Genomic DNA, 18735 nt, shown 5'->3' on the forward strand with positions numbered 1-18735 from the left:
CTCGTGGCTCAGAGATGGGTCACGAAGTTGCAGGGCTGGGTACGGGCATCAAGCTGATCCCGGATGAGCTGCTCCCAGCCCAGCTGGCAGGCGCCGGGAGAACCAGGCAGACAGCAGACCAGGGTGCGGTTGGCGAGCCCGGCCAGGGCACGGCTCTGCATGGCAGAGCCTTCGATCTCGGCAAACGAGAGCTGACGGAACAGCTCGCCAAAGCCCTTGACGGTGCGGTCAAACAAGACGCCGACCGCCTCCGGCACCCAGTTCTGATCAGTGAAACCCGTGCCGCCATTGATCAGCACCACCTGGATGCCCTCATCGGCGATCCACTGGCTGACCCGGGAGCGAACTTGATAGAGGTTGTCGGCGAGCAGGGCCCGATCGGCCAGCTGGTGACCGGCGTCGGTCACGGCCGAGACCAGATAGTCGCCCGAGCTGTCATTGGCGCTGGTACGACTGTCGGAGACCGTCAACACGGCGATCTTGAGGGGAATGAATGCGGTCATGTTCTGTCCCATGGGCAGCTCCTGATAACAAAGGACCGTGAGCAAAGAGAAGAAGAGAGTAGCCAGGATCCTGGTGTGCAGCGCTTGATCCGGGGAGGATCCATACCTGCGCAGGCATGACCCTTACCACATGGTCACTCGCTGCGACTCACGGCGGCCCGATTCTACCAAAACTCGTGCCAGAGGGGGGATTTAAAGGACACACAAATGCCGTTTTGGCGCGGTTGGCTGCAATATGAACAGGCCGGGCAAGCCCGGCCTGGATCTGGCTACCTTAGAAGCCCTTCACCCCTGTCATGTCAGGCAGCTGGTGAGCTATGCCCTTGTGGCAGTCGATGCAGGTGCTCTCGCCACTGGCCAGACTGGTGGAGTGCATCTGGGCCCCACGCTTGCCTTGCAGGGAGAAGTCCATGTACTCGAAGTTGTGGCAGTTGCGACACTCCCTCGAATCCGTGTCCTTCATGCGCTTCCACTCCCGCTCGGCCATCTCGCGGCGGTGGCTCTCGAACTTCTCGCGGGTATCCACCTTGCCGGTCAGCATGCCCCACAGCTCCTTGGACGCCTGCACCTTGCGAATGATCTTGTAGGTCCATTCGTGGGGCACGTGGCAATCCGGGCAGCTAGCGCGCACGCCGGAACGGTTGGCGTAGTGGATGGTGTCGCGGTACTCCACGAACACGTTGTCCTTCATCTCGTGACAACCGGTACAAAACTTCTCGGTGTTGGAGGCTTCCATGGCGGTGTTGAAACCGCCCCAGAAGATGACCCCGCCAAAGAAGCCCATCATCAGCAACACCCAGAGGGCGGCCTTGGAGGGAGACTTGAAGGTGGTCCACAGTCGTTGCACAAAACCAGGTAATTTCATCTATGGGTTCCTCAGTTCAGCGCTTCAACCGGTTTAAACGTATTTTCCACCAGCGGCTTGGCATCCGTTTGCGGCACGTGGCACTGCAGGCAGAAGTAGCGACGGGGCGAGACCTCCCCCAAGGTCATGCCGTCACGGGTCTCGAAGTGAGTCGGGCTGATCTTGGGGGCCTTCATCTTGCTGGCATTCTTGAAGCTGTGACAGGCCAGGCACTTGTTGACCTTGTTGTCCACTTCATAGTTGCGGGTGTCGTGGGGGATCAGCGGTGGCTGATGCATGTACTGGCGATCGTAGAGGTCGCCATCCTTGCGAAAGTTCTTCATGGGGGCGGCTTCGGCCTCGGTCCCGAGATCCGTGGTGCCCCGTTCAGACTTGATGCCACCGGTCTCCGTCGTGATTTCGGGATTCTGTGCTGCCATCAAGGACCCCGCCACCAGGCAGGCCAGCATTGCTCCAATCAGCTTTTTCATTATCTGTTCTCCGACGTTTTATCAGCCTTGACGGCAAAACCTACAGTGATTTCAAAAACTTGCTCCGCGCAGACATCAATGCAACGGCCGCAGTTGGTACACTCTTGAGCCACAATCAAGGGCCCGTGACCACGCTTGGCACCGTGAACGGGGCCGCGCAGAATGGGACGCTCGGGGCAGACCGCATAACAATCCATGCAGTTGCTGCACCGCTCACGCCCCCTGGCAGAAATCTTGATGAACCCGACCCGGTTGACCAGGGCATAGAAGGCCCCCACCGGACAGAGATGACCACACCAGCCCCGCTCCACCACAAAAAGGTCGAACAGGAAGAGCACCGCCAGCAAGGCCCACCCAGCCCCCATGCCAAACAGCAGACCGCGCAGGGCAAGCGAGACCGGATTGACCAGCTCCCACACCAGCACGCCCGCGATGGCCGGGGCCACCAGCACCATGGCCAGCAGCCAGTAGCGCGTATTGCGGTTGAACTGACCGTTGCCCTTGAGGCCAAGCCGGGCCCTGGCCCAGGCGGCGGCATCCGTGATGAGGTTGACCGGACAGACCCAGGAGCAGAACACCCGCCCCCCGACCAGCCAGTACCCCAGCAGCACCAGGACCGCCCCCAGCCAGAGGGTGGTGATGGGCCAATGGCCCGCCGCCACCGATTGCAGCAGGGTGAGGGGATCCGTGAGCGGGACCGTCTCCAGCAAGAGTGAGCTGGAGAGGTTGCCCTTGAGGATCCAGACGCCCGCCAGCGGCCCCAGCAGGAACAGCCCCAGCACGCAGCACTGGGTCAGGCGCCGCAGCAGCAGGAAGCGATGTGACCGCCACCAGCCGAGCCGCGCGCTAGCCTCTGCCCCCGGATAACGACTCATAGCCCCTCCGGTTTGCGGGTCGGCAGGGTGAGCCGCTCACCGATGAGCGACTTGCCCGCCTTGCGCTTCTCTTCCCAGCCGAGCCGGTAGTGATGGCCCAGCTCCCCCTTGGCGAGCTGACGGGGCACCACCTTGATGGCAGACTCCTCCAGCACGCAGGCATGCTCGCACTTGCCGCAGCCGGTGCAGCTGTCGCTGTGCACCGTGGGCAGAAACATGGCGTGCTTGCCGGTGCGCTGATTGTGCTGCAGCTCGAGGGTGATCGCCTTGTCAATCAAGGGGCAGACCCGGTAGCAGACATCGCAGCGCAGCCCCAGGTAGTTGAGACAGGTCTCGTGATCGATGAGCACTGCCACCCCCATGCGCGCCTGATCGATGTCGGTCATCCCCTGATCCAGCGCCCCGCTCGGGCAGGCCACCACGCAGGGGATGTCGTCACACATCTCGCACGGCACGGCACGCGCATCAAAATAGGGGGTGCCGGTGGTCACGGGTTCAAACAGCCGGGCAAGCTTGAGAGTGTCGTAGGGGCAGGCCTCGACGCAGAGCCCGCAGCGCACGCAGGCGCTGAGAAACTCGGCCTCGTCGAGGGCGGCTGGCGGGCGCAGCGCCTGGACAGGCACGGCTTGCACCTGCTGGCGCGCCATGCCGCCGAGCCCCACACCAAGCAGGCCCACACCGCAGGCCCCCTTGGCCATGTCGGCCAGAAACTGGCGCCGACTACGACTCATCTCGCGCTCCCCCGCCTTATGCCTTGACGACCTTGACGGCGCACTTCTTGTAATCCGTCTCTTTGGAGAGCGGATCTGTCGCGTCCAGGGTCAGCTTGTTGACTAGTTGACTCGCGTCGAAGAAGGGCATGAACACCAGGCCTTTGGGCGGACGGTTACGGCCACGGGTCTCGACCCGGGTCTTCACCTCGCCACGACGGGAGGAGACGATCACCTCTTCGCCACGACGCACGCCACGGGCCTTGGCATCTTCCGGGTGCATGAAGAGCACGGCATCCGGGAAGGCGCGATAGAGCTCGGGCACGCGACGGGTCATGGTGCCTGTGTGCCAGTGTTCCAGCACGCGGCCGGTAGAGAGCCACATGTCGTACTCTTTGTCCGGTGCCTCGGCGGCCGGCTCGTAGGGCAGCGCGAAGATCACCGCCTTGCCATCGGGCTTGCCGTAGAAACGCACCCCCTCGCCCGCTTTCACGTAAGGGTCGAACCCTTCACGGTAGCGCCACAGGGTCTCCTTGCCATCCACCACGGGCCAGCGCAGACCGCGCGCCTCGTGGTATTGATCGAAAGGGGCCAGATCGTGGCCATGACCACGGCCGAAGCTGGCGTACTCCTCGAACAACCCCTTCTGGACGTAGAAACCGAAGTGTTCAGCCTCGTCGTTGAGCACACCCTTGCTCTGCTCTTTCGGGAACTGATCGACCTGACCGTTCTTGTAGAGCACCTCATACAGGGTCTTGCCCTTCACTTCCGGCATCTTGGCGATAAGCTCGGCCGGCCACACCTCTTCCACCGTGAAGCGCTTGGCGAACTCCATCAGCTGCCACAGGTCGGACTTTGCCCCTTCCGGCGGCTTGACCTGCTGGTGCCAGAACTGGGTGCGGCGCTCGGCGTTGCCATAGGCCCCCTCTTTCTCCACCCACATGGCGGTGGGCAGGATGAGATCCGCGGCCTGGGCAGTCACGGTCGGGTAAGGGTCGGACACCACGATGAAGTTGGCCGGGTTGCGGTAACCGGGCAGCCCCTCTTCGTTCATGTTGGGGCCGGCCTGCATGTTGTTGTTGCACATCACCCAGTAGGCGTTGAGCTTGCCGTCTTTGAGCATGCGGTTTTGCAGCACGGCGTGGTAACCCACCTTCTCCGGTATGGTGCCTTCCGGCAGTTTCCAGATCTTCTCGGCGATGGCACGGTGCTTGGGCTCGGTCACCACCATGTCGGCCGGCAGACGGTGGGCGAAGGTGCCCACTTCGCGCGCGGTACCGCAGGCGGAGGGCTGGCCGGTCAGGGAGAAGGGACCCGAGCCCGGGGTGGAGATCTTGCCGGTCAACAGGTGGATGTTGTAGCAGAGGTTGTTGGCCCAGACGCCACGGGTGTGCTGGTTGAAGCCCATGGTCCAGTAGGAGACCACCTTCTTGCTCGGGTCGGCATAGAGCTGGGCCAGCTTCTCGAGCTTGTCTTTGGAGACGCCGGAGAGTTTGGCAACCGAGTCGACATCGTAATCCGCCACGAATTTCGCGAAGTCATCGAAGCTCATGGGGGTGGAGTCACCACTGTCCGGGTTCTTCGCCTGCTGTTGCAGCGGGTGAGTCGGACGCAGGCCATAGCCGATGTCGGTGACCCCCTTGCGGAACTGGGTGTGCTTGTTGACGAACTCCCAGTTCACCTTGTCATTCTGGATGATGTAGTTGGCTATGTAGTTGAGGATCGCCAAGTCGGTCTGCGGCGTGAACACCATGCCGTTGTCGGCCAGTTCGAAGCTGCGGTGCTCGAAGGTGGAGAGCACGTGCACCTGCACCTCTTGATGGGACAAACGGCGATCCGAGATGCGTGACCAGAGGATGGGGTGCATCTCGGCCATGTTGGAGCCCCACAACACGAAGGCATCGGCCTGCTCTATGTCATCGTAGCAGCCCATGGGCTCGTCCATGCCGAAGGTGCGCATGAACCCCACTACGGCCGAGGCCATGCAGTGACGGGCATTGGGATCCAGGTTGTTGGTCCGCAGCCCCGCCTTCATCAGCTTGGCGGCGGCGTAGCCTTCCCACACTGTCCACTGGCCGGAGCCAAACATGCCGACGGCGGTCGGCCCCTTCTCTTTCAGGGTCGCCTTGAACTTCTCGGCCATGATGTCGAATGCCTGATCCCAGCTGATGGGGGCAAAGTCACCGTTCTTGTCGAACTTGCCATCCGTCATGCGCAGCATGGGTTGGGTCAGCCGGTCCTGGCCATACATGATCTTGGACAGGAAGTAGCCCTTGATGCAGTTCAGGCCACGGTTGACCGGTGCATCGGGATCGCCCTGGGTCGCCACGACGCGCCCATTCTGGGAACCCACCAGCACGGAACAGCCGGTACCGCAGAAGCGGCACGGCGCCTTGTCCCAGGTGATGGCGGTCTTGTCGGTGCTGGTGATCAGGTTGGCCGCCAGCGTGGGGGCACTGACTCCGGCCACGGCCGCGGCAGCAGCCACCGCATTGGCCTTCATAAAGTCGCGTCGACTCAGCTTCATGACATATCCTCACATTGCTTAATCACATCAATGACAGCCATAGTGACGAGCCGCGCTGGCTCAGCTTCATGGCGCTTTATTGCTTTTATCGGGTATCGCGAACCTCGCGGCCCCGCCCTCACGGCGTTTCTATTCCTTGCATTCGACATCGAGCTCATCGAACTGATGGTAGATCAGGGCGGCGGACAACACGCCCGGCATGGCATTTATCGCATCTATGGCATCCATGATGGGGCGCTGGCTTGGCCCTTCCAGGGTCACCACCAGCTTGCCGATCTCACTGACGGCGTGGACCTCGGCCCCCTCAAGGGATGCTATCTGTTCTGCGAGCTGGTGACGCAGGGAGGGCTGGGTCAGCACCACCAGGCTCGATACATGGAACTCTTGGTTCATTGTGGCTCCTGCTTCACACACATCCTGACTCATGTTGGATCCTCGGATTTGGGTGCGCCGACCCGGATGCTGCCCACCGGACAGTCCATCACGCAGGCGCCACAGCCGGTACACGAGGCGGCATCTATGCTGGGGGTCGGTACCCGGCCCAGCACGGGAGAAAAGCGGATCGCGCGGGTTTCGCAGCTATCCTGGCAACGCTGGCAGAAGACTTGGGTACTGGCCAGACAGCTGGCTTCAATATGGGCTATGTATCGCCAGGGCGCCTCCGTCATGGGACGAAATACCGGCGCCTTGCAAGCCGTGACGCAATCACCGCAGAAGGTGCACTCGCCACGCAGGAAATCCACCGCAGGATAACCACCGTCACCCTTGATCAGGATCTGCTCCGGGCAGGCCGCCAGGCAATCGCCACAGCGGGTGCAGTCGGCCACGAACTCGGGCCAGGAGACTGACCAGGGCAACTGAACCTGAGGGTCGCTCGATGTCAGGCGACCTCGAAACAGACCACGACGCGACAGGTTGACCCCATCCGGCATATCGACTCCTTTCTGGTGGTTGATAGCGCACGAGCGAGTCCCATGACAGGCATTTTCAATACCTATTATAAGAGTGGGTGTATATTGCGGCCCTGACAAGGTCAGGGATATACCACTAGGGAGATAAACAGGGGGGATTCTTGCGCTGGATCAAACCCTTGGCGTCAAGAGAGAGAAGGGGGGCAGGTGAAAATACCCCCATTTGAGGATTGCTTATTAATCGATGGCTATTTTTTCAAGCCCACCTGAGGGTTAGCCGCCGATAGAGGCCAGATGAGGGGTCATGCCGGCATTGCCCTCGTGCAAGCGGTGGGATGCAGCCTTGCCGGTGAGGGCGGCACGAATGCGCTGTTGCAGCGCATCCTGCTGGTTGTCTGCCGCCAGCAGATCACGCAGCTCCACCCCGCTGTCACCGAACAGACACAGGTGCAGCTTGCCCACGGAGGAGACCCGCAGCCGGTTGCAACCGGCACAGAAATCCTTGCTGTAGGGCATGATGAGCCCCACGCCCCCCATTGACTCAGGATGCATGAAGACCTGGGCCGGACCATCGTCCGCACCACGCAACTGCTGGACCCAGCCACTCTCGAGCAGCCGCTGCTTGATGAGATCACCGCTGGCGTGATGGTTCTGAAACAGGGTATCCATCTCGCCGGTCTGCATCAGCTCGATGAAACGCAGCTCGATGGGCTTGTGCCTGATCCAGGCCAGAAACGCATCCAGTTGATGGTCATTGAGCCCCTTGAGCAGCACTGCATTGATCTTCACCGATTTGAAGCCGGCGGCCAGCGCCGCTTCGATCCCGTCCATCACCTCCGCCAGCTTGTTCTCACCGGTGATCTGGTGAAACTGACGGGGATCCAGACTGTCGACGCTGACGTTGAGGGCGGTGAGGCCCGCATCGAACCACTCCTGGGCGCGCTCTTTCAAGCGGTAGCCATTGGTGGTCATGGCCACCTTCTCTATGCCCGGGGTATTGGCCACCGTCTCTATGATGGCGGTGAAGTCCCGGCGCAGGGAGGGCTCGCCTCCGGTCAGACGCACCTTGCGGGTGCCCATGGCGGCGAAGCCCGAGACAATGCGGCGGATCTCGTCCAGCGAAAGAAACGACTTGCGCCCCTCTTTGTTCCCGTCCGGGGGACGATAGCCGTCGGGCAAACAGTAGGTACAACGAAAATTGCACACATCGGTAACCGACAGGCGCAAATAGTAAAAACGACGGGAAAAACCATCTTGCAGTGGCGACATAAACACCTTTCCAAATACGGGAGGCCAGGGCATTTCTTTCCTGACCCTTACAGCTCGAACATCGGCTGACGGCGGTTTTCCCCTATCGCAAGGACTTAGGCAAAACAGCTCGGAGTTCATCTAGTTTTTCGATGCTAGCACAAGTTGGAGTACACTCCCATGCTACTTTGTGGGGTTATTGTCTGATGCGAAGGAAGACGATCAGCATGGGAAAGTGGTTCAAAGTGCATTCGGTCAGCAGCGCCATCGGGCGCTCCATGGTGCTCATTCTGTTCATGGCGAGCCTGATCGCCGTGGTGGCCATGGTGACCCTGTTCTACTCGGTGCCCGATGCCAAGGCGATCAACCTGTCGGGTTCGCTGCGGATGCAGGCCTACCGCATGGCCTACGAGATAGAGCAGGGCCAGCCCGTGCTGGGACGACTCGATCAGTTTGAACAGACGCTGCATGCGGCCGAGTTGCAGGAGACCCAGCGCTGGATCACTCCCGCCTCCCTGCGCCGCACCTATGGCGAGGTGTTGCTGCAATGGCAGGTGATGCGCGAGCACATCGAGAATGCCACCCCCAGACGCTACACAGACAACACTGAGCAGTTTGTGGCGGCCATCGACGACTTCGTCAACCAGATGCAGTACCACGTGGAGTTCAAGGTGCGCATGCTGGCGCTGGCCGAAGGGCTGGGGCTGCTCTCCATCATCACCATCGCCTGGTTTACCGTGCGGTTTACCCGCCAGCAGGTGGTGGCACCGCTCAACCAGCTGGTCTATTGCGCCCGCCAGATCCAGCGCCAGGAGTTCGATCTCACCCTGCCCCCCCATTGCGAGAACGAGCTGGGGGAGTTGTCGGGTGCCTTCGTCACCATGGCCGACGAACTGGGCAAGCTCTATCGGGAGCTGGAGAGCAAGGTGGAAGAGAAAACCGCCAAGCTGCAGCAGGCCAACGACACCCTCTCCTTCCTCTACAGCACAGCCCAGAAGCTGCATGCGGCGCCGCTGAGCCGGCGCACCCTGCTCAAGCTGCTGGAGCGGGCCGCGGCCCATCAGCACATAGACCACATACGGCTGACCCGCTTCGAACACAACGCCATGCCGGACTACATCACGGGGCGCAAGGGCTGGCCCGGCGATCTCGACTCAGTGGTGAGCTTTCATCTGCAGATGGATGAGCAGGAGTACGGCCGGCTTGACGTGATCAGCAGCCACCCCATAGACGAGCGGCTGATGAAGAACTTCTCCATGCTGCTGGCTCAGGTGCTGCACAAGGATCAAACCCTGCTGCAACATCAGCGGCTGCTGCTGATGGAAGAGAGAGCCGTCATCGCCCGCGAGCTGCACGACTCGCTGGCCCAGGCGCTCTCCTATCTCAAGATCCAGTCCACCCTGCTCAAACGCGCCTTCGCCAAGGGGGAATCCGCCAAGACAGAGGCCGCCATGCAACAGATCGACGAGGGGCTCAGCAGCGCCTACACCCAGCTGCGCGAGCTGCTCGGCACCTTCCGCCTCAGCATAGGTGACGCCAATCTGGGGGAAGCCATCAAGGTGATGCTGGAACAGCTCAAGCCACAGACCCAGGCCGAGATCGGGCTCCATTACGGTCTGGCCGATACGGATCTGGAGGCGGGCCAGCATATCCATATCCTGCAGCTGATCCGTGAGGCAGTGCTCAACGCCATCAAACATGCCAACGCGCAAGTGATTGATGTTAGCTGTGAGACCCTCGCCAATGGTAACATTCAGGTTCAGATTTCAGATGACGGTGTTGGAATAGGGATCGCAAGCTCGGCGGTCAACCACTATGGCCTTAGCATCATGAATGAGCGTGCCAGCAAGTTGCATGGTCTGCTGACCATCAGCGAGCAGCCGCCCAGAGGCACCTGCGTACATCTGACCTTTCCCACCAGCCTAACAAGAGATGCCTGATGGACGAGATGAAATATAGTGTTCTGGTCGTGGATGACCATCCCCTCATGCGCAAAGGGATTGTGCAATTGCTGGCCCTGGAAGAGAACATAGAGGTGGTCGGTGAAGCGTCCAACGGCACCGACGCCGTCGCCATGGCCAAGGAGTCCGAACCGGATCTGATCCTGCTCGACCTCAACATGAAAGGCCTCTCCGGTCTGGATACCCTCAAGGCGCTGCGCACCGAAGAGGTCACCTCCCGGGTGGTGATCCTGACCGTCTCGGATGCCCGCCAGGATGTGGTCGCCCTGCTCAAGGCCGGCGCCGATGGCTATCTGCTCAAGGATACCGAGCCAGAGATGCTGCTCGCCCAGCTGGCGGACGTGATGACCGGCAAACAGATCCTGAGCGAGCCGCTGCGCCCCTACCTCGAGAACATCTACGAGCTGGATCATCTGCAGCAGAAGCTGGAGAGCCTGACCCGTCGCGAGATGCAGATCCTGCGCGAGATTGCCAAGGGCCTCTCCAACAAGCAAGTCGCCTCCGTGCTCCATATCTCCGAGGGCACGGTCAAGGTGCACGTGAAGAGTCTGCTGAAGAAGCTCGAGGCCCAGAGCCGCGTGGAAGCGGCCGTCATGTACCTGGAGCAGCGCAACTAACGCGCTTGCCCTAAAGCGCTGCAGTTTGTGCACTGCATGCAACAGAGCACTTTGTTGCGCTCTATGCACATGCCTTGATCAGCTTGAGAAAAAAACCAAAGCCCCGCATCGTCGGGGCTTTCCTTATCTACGCAAAACCCGGCCGGTCCCCTTTGCCCCCACAACAAGCGAGATGGGCGACCACACACTCCCGCTTGTGTGGAAGCGGAATTCACCCGCCGATTCACCGCATCCGTCACTGCGGCACGCTTCTATCTTCTCGCTTCTCAAACCGGACTCCCCTGCCTGCTCGCACCTTGTACTCAGGCCAGCGACGCGGTTTGCACGCCGCCGCAACGGCCATGCGCATTTTGCACTTGGCTCTTTGCAAGATGCGATGCGCTTCAATTCAGGACGCAAAGAGAGCGGGGGGCGAGTACTCAGGATCCGGCCGTATTCAGCTGACTACGGGATCACCTTGGAAAAAAAGATAAAAATATAAATATCTGATTATTAATAAATTTCAGACTCAACTTGGAGACTGACACCCCCATTTCGGGGCCTTTTTCATCCTCTGGCACAGTCGCTGCATTGTCCTATTCAGCAACTACTCAATGGAGGACGGAACATGAAACTTCAACCCTTGGCATTGTTCCCCTTGCCTTCCCACATACTGCCTGGTGGCAAGCTTCCGCTGCGTTTGTTTGAACCGCGCCACCTGCAGATGCTCAAAGAGTCATTCATCAATGACCAGGGTTTCGGCATAGTGATGGAAGAGGCGACCACCACGGGCAAGTCCGGGCGCATACTGCCGGTCGGCACCCGGGTGAAGGTGACCGATTTCTACACCCTGAATGACGGCCTGCTCGGCGTCACTGTGCTCGGCATGGAACGTTTCTGCATCCATGAGATGGAAACGGACGAGATGGGATTGCGCCGGGCCAAGGTCGAAGCGCTGCCCAACTGGCCGAGCGCCCATTCAGACTTCAGTGACAAACCGCTGGTCACCCGGCTGCGGGAAGTGTTCGAGCAGTATCCGGAGCTCGATGAGCTCTACCCGGACAAGCAGTTTGACGATGCGGCCTGGCTCTGCCAACGCTGGCTCGAAATTCTGCCCATGCCCATCTACGAAAAACAGATGTTGATTGCCAAACAAAATAGCGAAGCGGCCCGTCAATTCTTGCGCCGACTGATCGCACAGTGAGTCAAAGAGAACATTGCAAAATGCGAATATTCCCACAATGAAAATAAGAATTTCGCATTTTGCAAACGGCGGTGATCGATAAAAAGCAATAACACAGCCGCAAGCCGCATAAACAGGTTCTGAAAAGTTGGCACGACTTTTTCATATAGAATCGTACAACCCGATTTATCCCGTGCTCTCTTCAGTATTTGCTGAAGAATTGGTCAACCACCCAGGTTGACCATTTTTTTTACCTGCGATCCGGCAACACTGGGCTGATATGGCGCTGCAGGCACTCTCTCAGTCGCATCAGGCTGATGGGCTTGGCCAGAAAATCATCCATTCCCTGGGCCAGACAACGGGCCCTGTCTTCGGCCATGGCATTGGCCGTCAAGGCCACTATGGGCACCTTGCAGCCCAGTTCCCGCAAGCGACGAGTCGCCTCCAGCCCATCCATCTGCGGCATCCGCATGTCCATCAGGATGAGATCCGGCTGCTGCTCCGCCACCTGGGCCAGCGCCTCCAGGCCATTGGCCGCGAGCCGCACCCGACTCACCAGCTTTTGCAGCATGAGGGACACCACCAGCTGGTTGACCGGGCTGTCTTCCACCACCAGCACATCCAGATCCTGTATGGGCAATTGATCCGGCTCGGGCCGGCTGCTGCACTCGCACGGCAGTGCCATGCCGGGCAGCTCGAACCAGAAGCAGCTGCCCTGGCCGGGCGCGCTCTGCAGGCGGATCTCCCCGCCCATCAGCTCCACCAGCCGTTTGCTGATGGCCAGCCCCAGCCCGGTCCCGGAGAAACGGCGGGTCGCCGAGCTGTCGACCTGGGAGAAGGGCTCGAACAGGAGCGCCTGATCCTCGGCCGAGATGCCGATCCCGGTATCGGTCACCGACACCCGCAGCCGTTGCTCGTGCCAGTCCAGTTGCAGCAAGACGCTGCCCTGGCTGGTGAACTTCACCGCGTTGCCGAGCAGGTTGCTGATCACCTGTGACAGCCGCACAGGATCCCCCTGCAACTGGGGCGGAACCGCCTCATCCACCCGCCAGCGCAGGGCTATGCCCTTGCTCCTGGCGCGCTCTTGCAGCGGTTCGATCAGGGATTGGCACAGCTGAGTGGGGAGCAGGGTCTCGCAATGAAACTCCAGGGTATGGGATTCGATTTTCGAGAAATCGAGCACATCGTCGATGATGGTCTGCAGCAGACGGGCCGAGTGGGTGGCATGCCCGAGCAGGGTCTGCTGCTGAGGCTCGAGCTGGGCATGTTGCAACAGATCCAGCATGCCCAGCACCGCATTCATGGGGGAGCGGATCTCGTGGGTCATCATGGCCAGGAACTGCGACTTGGCACGGTTGGCCGCCTCGGCCTCATCCCGTGCCCGGGCCAGCTCCTGCTCGCGGCGGATCTGGTTGCCCACATCCCGCGCCGTGCCCCGATAGCCGATGAAGACACCGGCGGCGTCAAAGCAGGGCTCGGCGTTGATCTCCATCCAGCAGGGTCCCCTGGCCAGGCTGACCTGGGCTCGTACCGCCCGCACCGGCAGATGCAGCTCGATGAGGCGGCGGTACTTGCCCCACTCGGGATCCCGCCGATCATAGACGTAATCGTAGAGACTCTGACCGGGTGGATGCGCTTTCACATCCCCCTGATATCCGGGCGCCGACACATAGCTGAGCCTGTGCTCCGTGTCCGTCTCCCAGAACCAGTCGGAGGCCATGCCGGCAAAGCTGCGAAAACGCTGCTCGCTGGTCTGCAGCGCTAGCGTCTTGAGCTCGACCTGCTCCTGCAAGCGGGCCCGATAGGCGATGTTGACCAGCGCTTGGGAGATGAGCGGACGGCAGCGTTGCATCGCCGCCTTGCTCTTGAGATCGAAGGTACCCATCACGGCGTGACGGCAGATGAGGACGCCGGAGAAACCGGGGGCGCGCAACCCCGTCATCATGACGCTGGCCCAGCCGGCCACATCGGCCAGTGGCGCCAGCTCGGGCAACTGGGTCGGGTCATAGATGACCAGGGTCTCCCCCTCGATGGCGCGAGAGAAGAGCGGGGTCAGCTGCCAGCGGCGCCCCACCTCGCCATCCTGGGTGCTGAGGTGGGTGATGCCACTGCCAGCTTCCCAGGCCACCACATCCGCATGTTCGAAACCGATGAAGGGCTTGAGCGCCTGGATGAGGCTGTCCAGCACCTGCTCCAGGGTCTGGGCATCGGCCAGCGTCGCGACCCCGCACAGCAGGGTCTGCGACTCCTGGCGGTACTTGGCCTCGCGTTCCCGACAACGCACCAGCTCCACCAGCGTGGTCTGCAGCTTGTCACCCAGGGCTTCCAATTCCGTATTACCTATCATCTTGTTTCCAGCGCCATATATCAGCTGTCGAGGAAGATCACGCTCGATACCATCAGGTTGCCGTGTGCCAGCTCACCGTGGGGCAGACGCCCCTGCTCACCGAAGGTGAACGGGGTAATGAAGGGGATCTCCCCCAGCCGGGTGTGAAATTGATCGACGAATTGGCATAAGCTATCACCAAGAGCCAAGCGACAACCAGCACAAAAGATCACTAGGGCCCCGAACGGCTGCATCTCGGCGGTCATACCGTACTCGGGTTCGATGCGGGTCGCATTCAGACTGCGCTGCAGCAGCCCCTCCTGACTGCTGTACATCAACAGCAGCCGCTCGCCGAGCCGGGTATCGGTGAAGAGGCGCAATCCGCCACCTTCTGTCACCGCCTCGGGATGAGATAGCTTGTAGTAGGGCATGTCGTCCAGGGTGCCCACCTGGCGGGCCAGCGGCGAGAGGGTGGTATCCCGCAGTATGGGCCCCACAGGCCAGGCAGTAGTTCGTCCGGTCCAGCGAGCGTAGACCTCGGCGGCGGGCTCATGATCTATGGTGAGGATCTCGCGCCCTGCCAGGGCGGTGATGGTGCCGCGATGCTCGGTCGGGACATAGCCCGAATGAAACTGGAACGCCAGCTGGCAATCGGGATAGAGCACCGCCAGCACCACGCCCTCGCGGGCACTGCCCTCATCCCAGCACAACTGCCAATCGCCGCTGACACTGTTGTCGGCCGCCGAGCCTCCCACGACAGGGACGGTCGTTCCCAGCTCGGCCTCGATACTGGCCAGCATCGCCTCCTCCTGACCCGGGCTGGCGTGCAACAGGATGAGCTGAGGCAGCTCGCCGGGACGCCCCCCATCGGCGATGGCGGCGCGCAACAGCTGGCGAATATCCACCTCATCCCCCGCCTGTCCCGCCACCCCATAGGCTCCCTTGTCATCGTAGAGGGCGGCCACCGCCAGCCCTATCCCCTGACGGGCGTGGTGGCCAACCTGGGTCATGACGCCGCCACAGGAGCTGCACCCTATCAGTCGGGTCGTCGGAAACTGCTGCTTGAGGTGATGGCGCAGTTCCTCGGCATCATGAGCTTGGGTAAAATAGACCAATAACAGCGAAGGGGAATGAGGCGATTGAGCGAGCAGCCGCTCACTGACCTGCCGGGCAGCCAGCAGGGAGGTCTCTTCAAGAGAGTGAGCCGTCAGAAAGTTCAACACCATCTCCTAGTTGTTCATGATGCTGGGGGTAAGCAAAAATCATACCTTTATCAAACAATTATCTGATTTCATCGGCTAGAATGGCCCTCAATTGAGCCCAACCACAGGACAGCTGCATGTGGCAGAAAAACATCAATGACTTTGACCGGGTCGTCGCCATCGGTGGCGGCCACGGCATGGGCCGCGTGCTCTCTTCACTCTCGTTTCTCGGCCAGCGGCTGACCGGCATAGTCGCCACCACGGACGATGGCGGATCCACTGGGCGCCTGCGCAAGAGCCAGGAGTGTATCGCCTGGGGAGATCTGCGCAACTGCCTCAATCAGCTGGTGACGGATCCCAGCATCGGCAGTCTGTTGTTTGAATATCGCTTCGCCGGCCGCGGTGAGCTGGCGGGTCACAACCTCGGCAACCTGATGCTGCTGGCGCTCGACAACCTCTGCGTGCGCCCTCTTGATGCTATCAAGCTCATCAGTGACATGCTGAAAATAGAGTCACAATTGTTACCCATGTCAGAATTTCCCACCGACCTGTGTGCCCACACCGTCTGTGGCAAGCAGATCCTAGGAGGAGAGGTCTCCATCGATCAGCTCGATACGCCACCGCTCTCCCTGAGCCTGAGCCCGGAAGTACCGGCGACTCGCGAGGCGGTGCAGGCGCTGGCTCAGGCCGACATGATTATACTCGGGCCCGGCAGCTTCCTCACCTCCATCATGCCGCCCCTGCTGCTGGCCGAGGTGGCGCAAGCCATCAATGAGAGCGATGCCATGCTGGTGTTCATCTGCAATCTGGTGGCCGAGAATGGCCCCGCCAGTCAGCTGAGTCTGATCAACCAATGGCGCTGGCTGGAGTCACGGGCCGGTACGGGTCGTGTCGATGCCATTCTGGCGCCCACAGGGGAGTATCCGGCCGAGTTGGCCAGCCGCCTGATCCAGGCCGAGCTGGGTGAGGCCGAGCTCCCCCATCGCCACGACAGACTGAAACTCAAGCTGGCGCTGGATCGGGTGATCCAGCAACTGGTCAATCAACGCTGATGGCAGCTACGCGCAGCGGTGAACCGGCTGGTTCCCCGCTGTGCAGCAAGCTCAGTGGTAGTTGGCAAGGTGAGAGAGCACCTGGGGCAGGGATTGCTCCAGCTGGGTCAGCAGCCGGGCGACGTCATCGGCATCTTCATGCTTGCAGGCCAGCTCCAGTGCCACCACCTGCTGGTAGCTGAGCTGGGCGCCGTAGCTGCCGCAGGAGGATTTCATGCTGTGGGCAAGCCGCGCCAGCGCAGGCCAGTCCCGCCGTTCATAGAGCGGTCGCAGCTGGGCGAGCTGCTCTCCCACTTCCTCGATAAACACCGAGATCACCACCGGCATCATCTCCTGGCCTATGTCTTCCGCCAGCTGTCGCAGCACCTTCTGATCCAACCATTCCATCCCTCAGTCCTCATTTGGCGGTATTCAAACAGAACATACTATAGATGCCCGGCGCGACAGCGTCATCCCTCACTCACCTTCTGCTTGTCGACCGGCGAGCGGCCGCAAAATGAAAAGTGTGATCCGGTTCTAGTAATGTGGCGATAGGCAGGCCGGATTGAAACATAAATGTTGCCAACAAATTAACATCTAAATAACAATGGAGGCCGTGAGAATGATGCGACTCAGCAACACCTCTCTCATCCCTTTTGCCTGTATGGCTGCTGCGAAGAACCAGGGTAGGATTCTACCCTGGTATTTTTTTATATTTAAATCAGATGATTACCGATCCTGACTGCCGCATACGCGCTCACCCAGCCGAAACAGGCTGAACTCGCCGGGCGCCATTCTGACCCAATCTTCATTGCCGGTCAGCGGACGGGTCGCGATCAGGGTCACCACGTCATCCGGGGTCGTCTCACTCTGGAAATCGATGGCCACATCTTCATCCAGCAGCCTGGCCTCGCCAAATGGCGCCCGCCGGGTAAGCCAGTGCAGGTTGTTGCTGCAATAGGTCATCACAAATTCCCCATCTGACAGCAGCATGTTGAATACCCCGAGTCCGCGCAACTCGTCGCACAGGGTGGCCAGATGGCGAAACATGGCAGGGAAGTTGGCAGGACGCTTGGGATATTTCTGTTCCAGCCGATTGAGCAGCCAGCAAAATGCGTGCTCGCTGTCGGTGTCCCCCACCGGGCGGTGCCGCCCGGTGGCGAGTCGCTTGTAACCGGTCAGCTGGCCATTGTGGGCGAAGGTCCAGTAGCGGCCCCACAGTTCACGGGTGAACGGATGGGTATTTTCCAGCGACACGCAGCCGCGGTTCGCCTGCCGGATATGACTGACCACGGCGCGGCTCTTGATGGGCAACGCCTGTACCAGCTTGGCTATCGGTGACTGGGCACTGGGCTCGGGATCCTTGAAGGTGCGAAACCCCCTCCCCTCATAGAAGGTGATCCCCCAGCCATCCTTGTGTGGCCCCGTCTTGCCGCCGCGCAGCATCAGACCGGTAAAGCTGAAGCAGATGTCGGTCGGCACATTGGCACTCATGCCGAGCAGTTCGCACATAAGCAGCGGACTCCTTAATTACTGGGCCATCTTTTTCAATCAGCGGGACCAGCCAGATGCAGAGCACTGCCGATCCCGCCGCTTATCGGACAGGCACAACCGGGACATGGCCTGGCGAGGCCACACATCCCGGCTGGACATGCTGCCTTACTTGGCCATCTCTTTTTCGACCAGCTGGATCAGGATATGGATCACCTTGATGTGCACTTCCTGAATGCGGTCGGCATAGCCAAAATGCGGCACCCGGATCTCGACGTCGGCCAGCCCCGCCATCTTGCCACCATCCTTGCCGGTCAGCGCTATCACCTTCATGCCTTTGGCATGGGCGGCTTCAATGGCCTTGAGGATGTTGCCTGAGTTGCCGCTGGTGGAGATACCGAGCAGCACGTCACCACGACGGCCAACCGCTTCCACATAACGGGAGAAGACGTAGTCGTAGCCAAAGTCGTTGGAGACGCAGGAGAGGTGGCTGGGATCCGAGATGGCGATGCCGGCATAACCGGGACGGTTCTCGCGATAGCGGCCGGTCAGCTCTTCGGCAAAATGCATGGCATCGCAGTGGGAGCCCCCATTGCCACAGGAGAGCACCTTGCCTTCCTGCTTGAAGGAGTCGGCGAGCAGCCTGGCGGCAGCTTCAATGTTTTTCAGATTCTGCTCATCTGCCAGGAACGCCTGGAGCACGCCGGCAGCTTCGGTCAATTCATTGCGGATCAGTTCTTGGTACATGATGTCTCTTCCAAAATATGGGCGATGTCATTGTCGCACAAGCCAATCCCGGAGTCGCCCCCCCGCCCGTCAAGATGCCGCCGGCAGGA

At 60.6% G+C, this 18735-nt stretch carries 18 protein-coding genes and 1 riboswitch; of the genes, 4 read left to right on the forward strand and 14 right to left on the reverse strand.

Annotated features, from left to right (window positions below; all coding sequences use genetic code 11):
- Positions 1–8: 8 nt before the first annotated feature.
- The 9 genes from moaB to moaA all read right to left on the reverse strand — a co-directional run bounded on the left by moaB (position 9) and on the right by moaA (position 8130).
- Positions 9–515, reverse strand: a complete 507-nt coding sequence (gene moaB, locus CK910_RS20020; RefSeq protein ID WP_043138457.1) for a molybdenum cofactor biosynthesis protein B — start codon at positions 513–515, stop codon at positions 9–11.
- 262 nt (positions 516–777) lie between these two features.
- Positions 778–1368 carry a cytochrome c3 family protein gene (locus CK910_RS20025; RefSeq protein ID WP_043138459.1) on the reverse strand — a complete coding sequence of 197 codons (591 nt, stop codon included), beginning with the start codon at positions 1366–1368 and terminating at the stop codon, positions 778–780.
- 11 nt (positions 1369–1379) lie between these two features.
- Entirely contained in the window at positions 1380–1838 is a 459-nt protein-coding gene (locus CK910_RS20030; RefSeq protein ID WP_043138461.1) for a nitrate reductase cytochrome c-type subunit, read from the reverse strand.
- On the reverse strand, positions 1838–2713 hold the full coding sequence (gene napH / locus CK910_RS20035; protein ID WP_098984470.1) for a quinol dehydrogenase ferredoxin subunit NapH: 876 nt from the start codon (positions 2711–2713) through the stop codon (positions 1838–1840). Before napH ends, CK910_RS20030 begins: the two co-directional genes overlap by 1 nt.
- Positions 2710–3444 carry a ferredoxin-type protein NapG gene (napG, locus tag CK910_RS20040; protein ID WP_098984471.1) on the reverse strand — a complete coding sequence of 245 codons (735 nt, stop codon included), beginning with the start codon at positions 3442–3444 and terminating at the stop codon, positions 2710–2712. The genes napH and napG overlap by 4 nt, the downstream gene beginning before the upstream one ends.
- Before the next feature lie 16 nt (positions 3445–3460).
- Positions 3461–5950 (reverse strand): nitrate reductase catalytic subunit NapA, encoded by a 2490-nt coding sequence (gene napA, locus CK910_RS20045; RefSeq protein WP_098984472.1) that lies wholly within the window; start codon positions 5948–5950, stop codon positions 3461–3463.
- A gap of 129 nt (positions 5951–6079) precedes the next feature.
- Entirely contained in the window at positions 6080–6343 is a 264-nt protein-coding gene (locus CK910_RS20050; RefSeq protein ID WP_043138469.1) for a chaperone NapD, read from the reverse strand.
- Between the two features lie 29 nt (positions 6344–6372).
- Positions 6373–6882 carry a ferredoxin-type protein NapF gene (gene napF, locus CK910_RS20055; RefSeq protein WP_043557196.1) on the reverse strand — a complete coding sequence of 170 codons (510 nt, stop codon included), beginning with the start codon at positions 6880–6882 and terminating at the stop codon, positions 6373–6375.
- A 252-nt stretch (positions 6883–7134) separates the two neighbouring features.
- Positions 7135–8130: a GTP 3',8-cyclase MoaA gene (gene moaA / locus CK910_RS20060; protein WP_098984473.1), complete on the reverse strand. Its 996-nt coding sequence runs from the start codon at positions 8128–8130 to the stop codon at positions 7135–7137.
- Positions 8118–8257: riboswitch (molybdenum cofactor riboswitch) on the reverse strand. It overlaps the preceding gene by 13 nt.
- 79 nt (positions 8258–8336) lie before the next feature.
- On the opposite strand from moaA, the gene narQ reads away from it, so the two are divergent.
- The 3 genes from narQ (at position 8337) to CK910_RS20075 (ending at position 11870) form a co-directional block, all read left to right on the forward strand.
- A complete protein-coding gene (gene narQ, locus CK910_RS20065) occupies positions 8337–10049 on the forward strand; it encodes a nitrate/nitrite two-component system sensor histidine kinase NarQ (RefSeq protein ID WP_043138475.1) in 1713 nt (570 codons plus the stop codon).
- Positions 10049–10687, forward strand: a complete 639-nt coding sequence (narL, locus tag CK910_RS20070; protein WP_011705476.1) for a two-component system response regulator NarL — start codon at positions 10049–10051, stop codon at positions 10685–10687. The genes narQ and narL overlap by 1 nt, the downstream gene beginning before the upstream one ends.
- A 607-nt stretch (positions 10688–11294) precedes the next feature.
- Positions 11295–11870: an LON peptidase substrate-binding domain-containing protein gene (locus tag CK910_RS20075; protein WP_042872396.1), complete on the forward strand. Its 576-nt coding sequence runs from the start codon at positions 11295–11297 to the stop codon at positions 11868–11870.
- 229 nt (positions 11871–12099) lie between these two features.
- Here the strand turns inward: CK910_RS20075 and CK910_RS20080 are convergent, their stop codons facing one another.
- Positions 12100–14196, reverse strand: a complete 2097-nt coding sequence (locus tag CK910_RS20080) for a hybrid sensor histidine kinase/response regulator (RefSeq protein ID WP_172955374.1) — start codon at positions 14194–14196, stop codon at positions 12100–12102.
- Positions 14197–14216: 20 nt separating this feature from the next.
- Positions 14217–15401 (reverse strand): FIST signal transduction protein, encoded by a 1185-nt coding sequence (locus tag CK910_RS20085; protein ID WP_098984474.1) that lies wholly within the window; start codon positions 15399–15401, stop codon positions 14217–14219.
- Positions 15402–15514: 113 nt separating this feature from the next.
- Here CK910_RS20085 and CK910_RS20090 point away from each other — a divergent pair, with 113 nt between their 5' ends.
- Complete coding sequence (locus CK910_RS20090) at positions 15515–16429, forward strand: gluconeogenesis factor YvcK family protein (protein WP_098984475.1); 915 nt, start codon at positions 15515–15517, stop codon at positions 16427–16429.
- Positions 16430–16480: 51 nt separating this feature from the next.
- Here the strand turns inward: CK910_RS20090 and CK910_RS20095 are convergent, their stop codons facing one another.
- From CK910_RS20095 to lpcA, 3 genes are all read right to left on the reverse strand, one after another.
- A complete protein-coding gene (locus tag CK910_RS20095) occupies positions 16481–16816 on the reverse strand; it encodes an Hpt domain-containing protein (protein WP_043138484.1) in 336 nt (111 codons plus the stop codon).
- A gap of 321 nt (positions 16817–17137) precedes the next feature.
- Positions 17138–17920: a class II glutamine amidotransferase gene (locus CK910_RS20100; RefSeq protein ID WP_042872409.1), complete on the reverse strand. Its 783-nt coding sequence runs from the start codon at positions 17918–17920 to the stop codon at positions 17138–17140.
- A 147-nt stretch (positions 17921–18067) separates the two neighbouring features.
- Entirely contained in the window at positions 18068–18646 is a 579-nt protein-coding gene (gene lpcA, locus CK910_RS20105; protein ID WP_042872411.1) for a D-sedoheptulose 7-phosphate isomerase, read from the reverse strand.
- Positions 18647–18735: the final 89 nt, after the last annotated feature.

The sequence above is a fragment of the Aeromonas sp. CA23 genome (assembly GCF_002587065.1).
Lineage (GTDB): Bacteria > Pseudomonadota > Gammaproteobacteria > Enterobacterales > Aeromonadaceae > Aeromonas > Aeromonas bestiarum.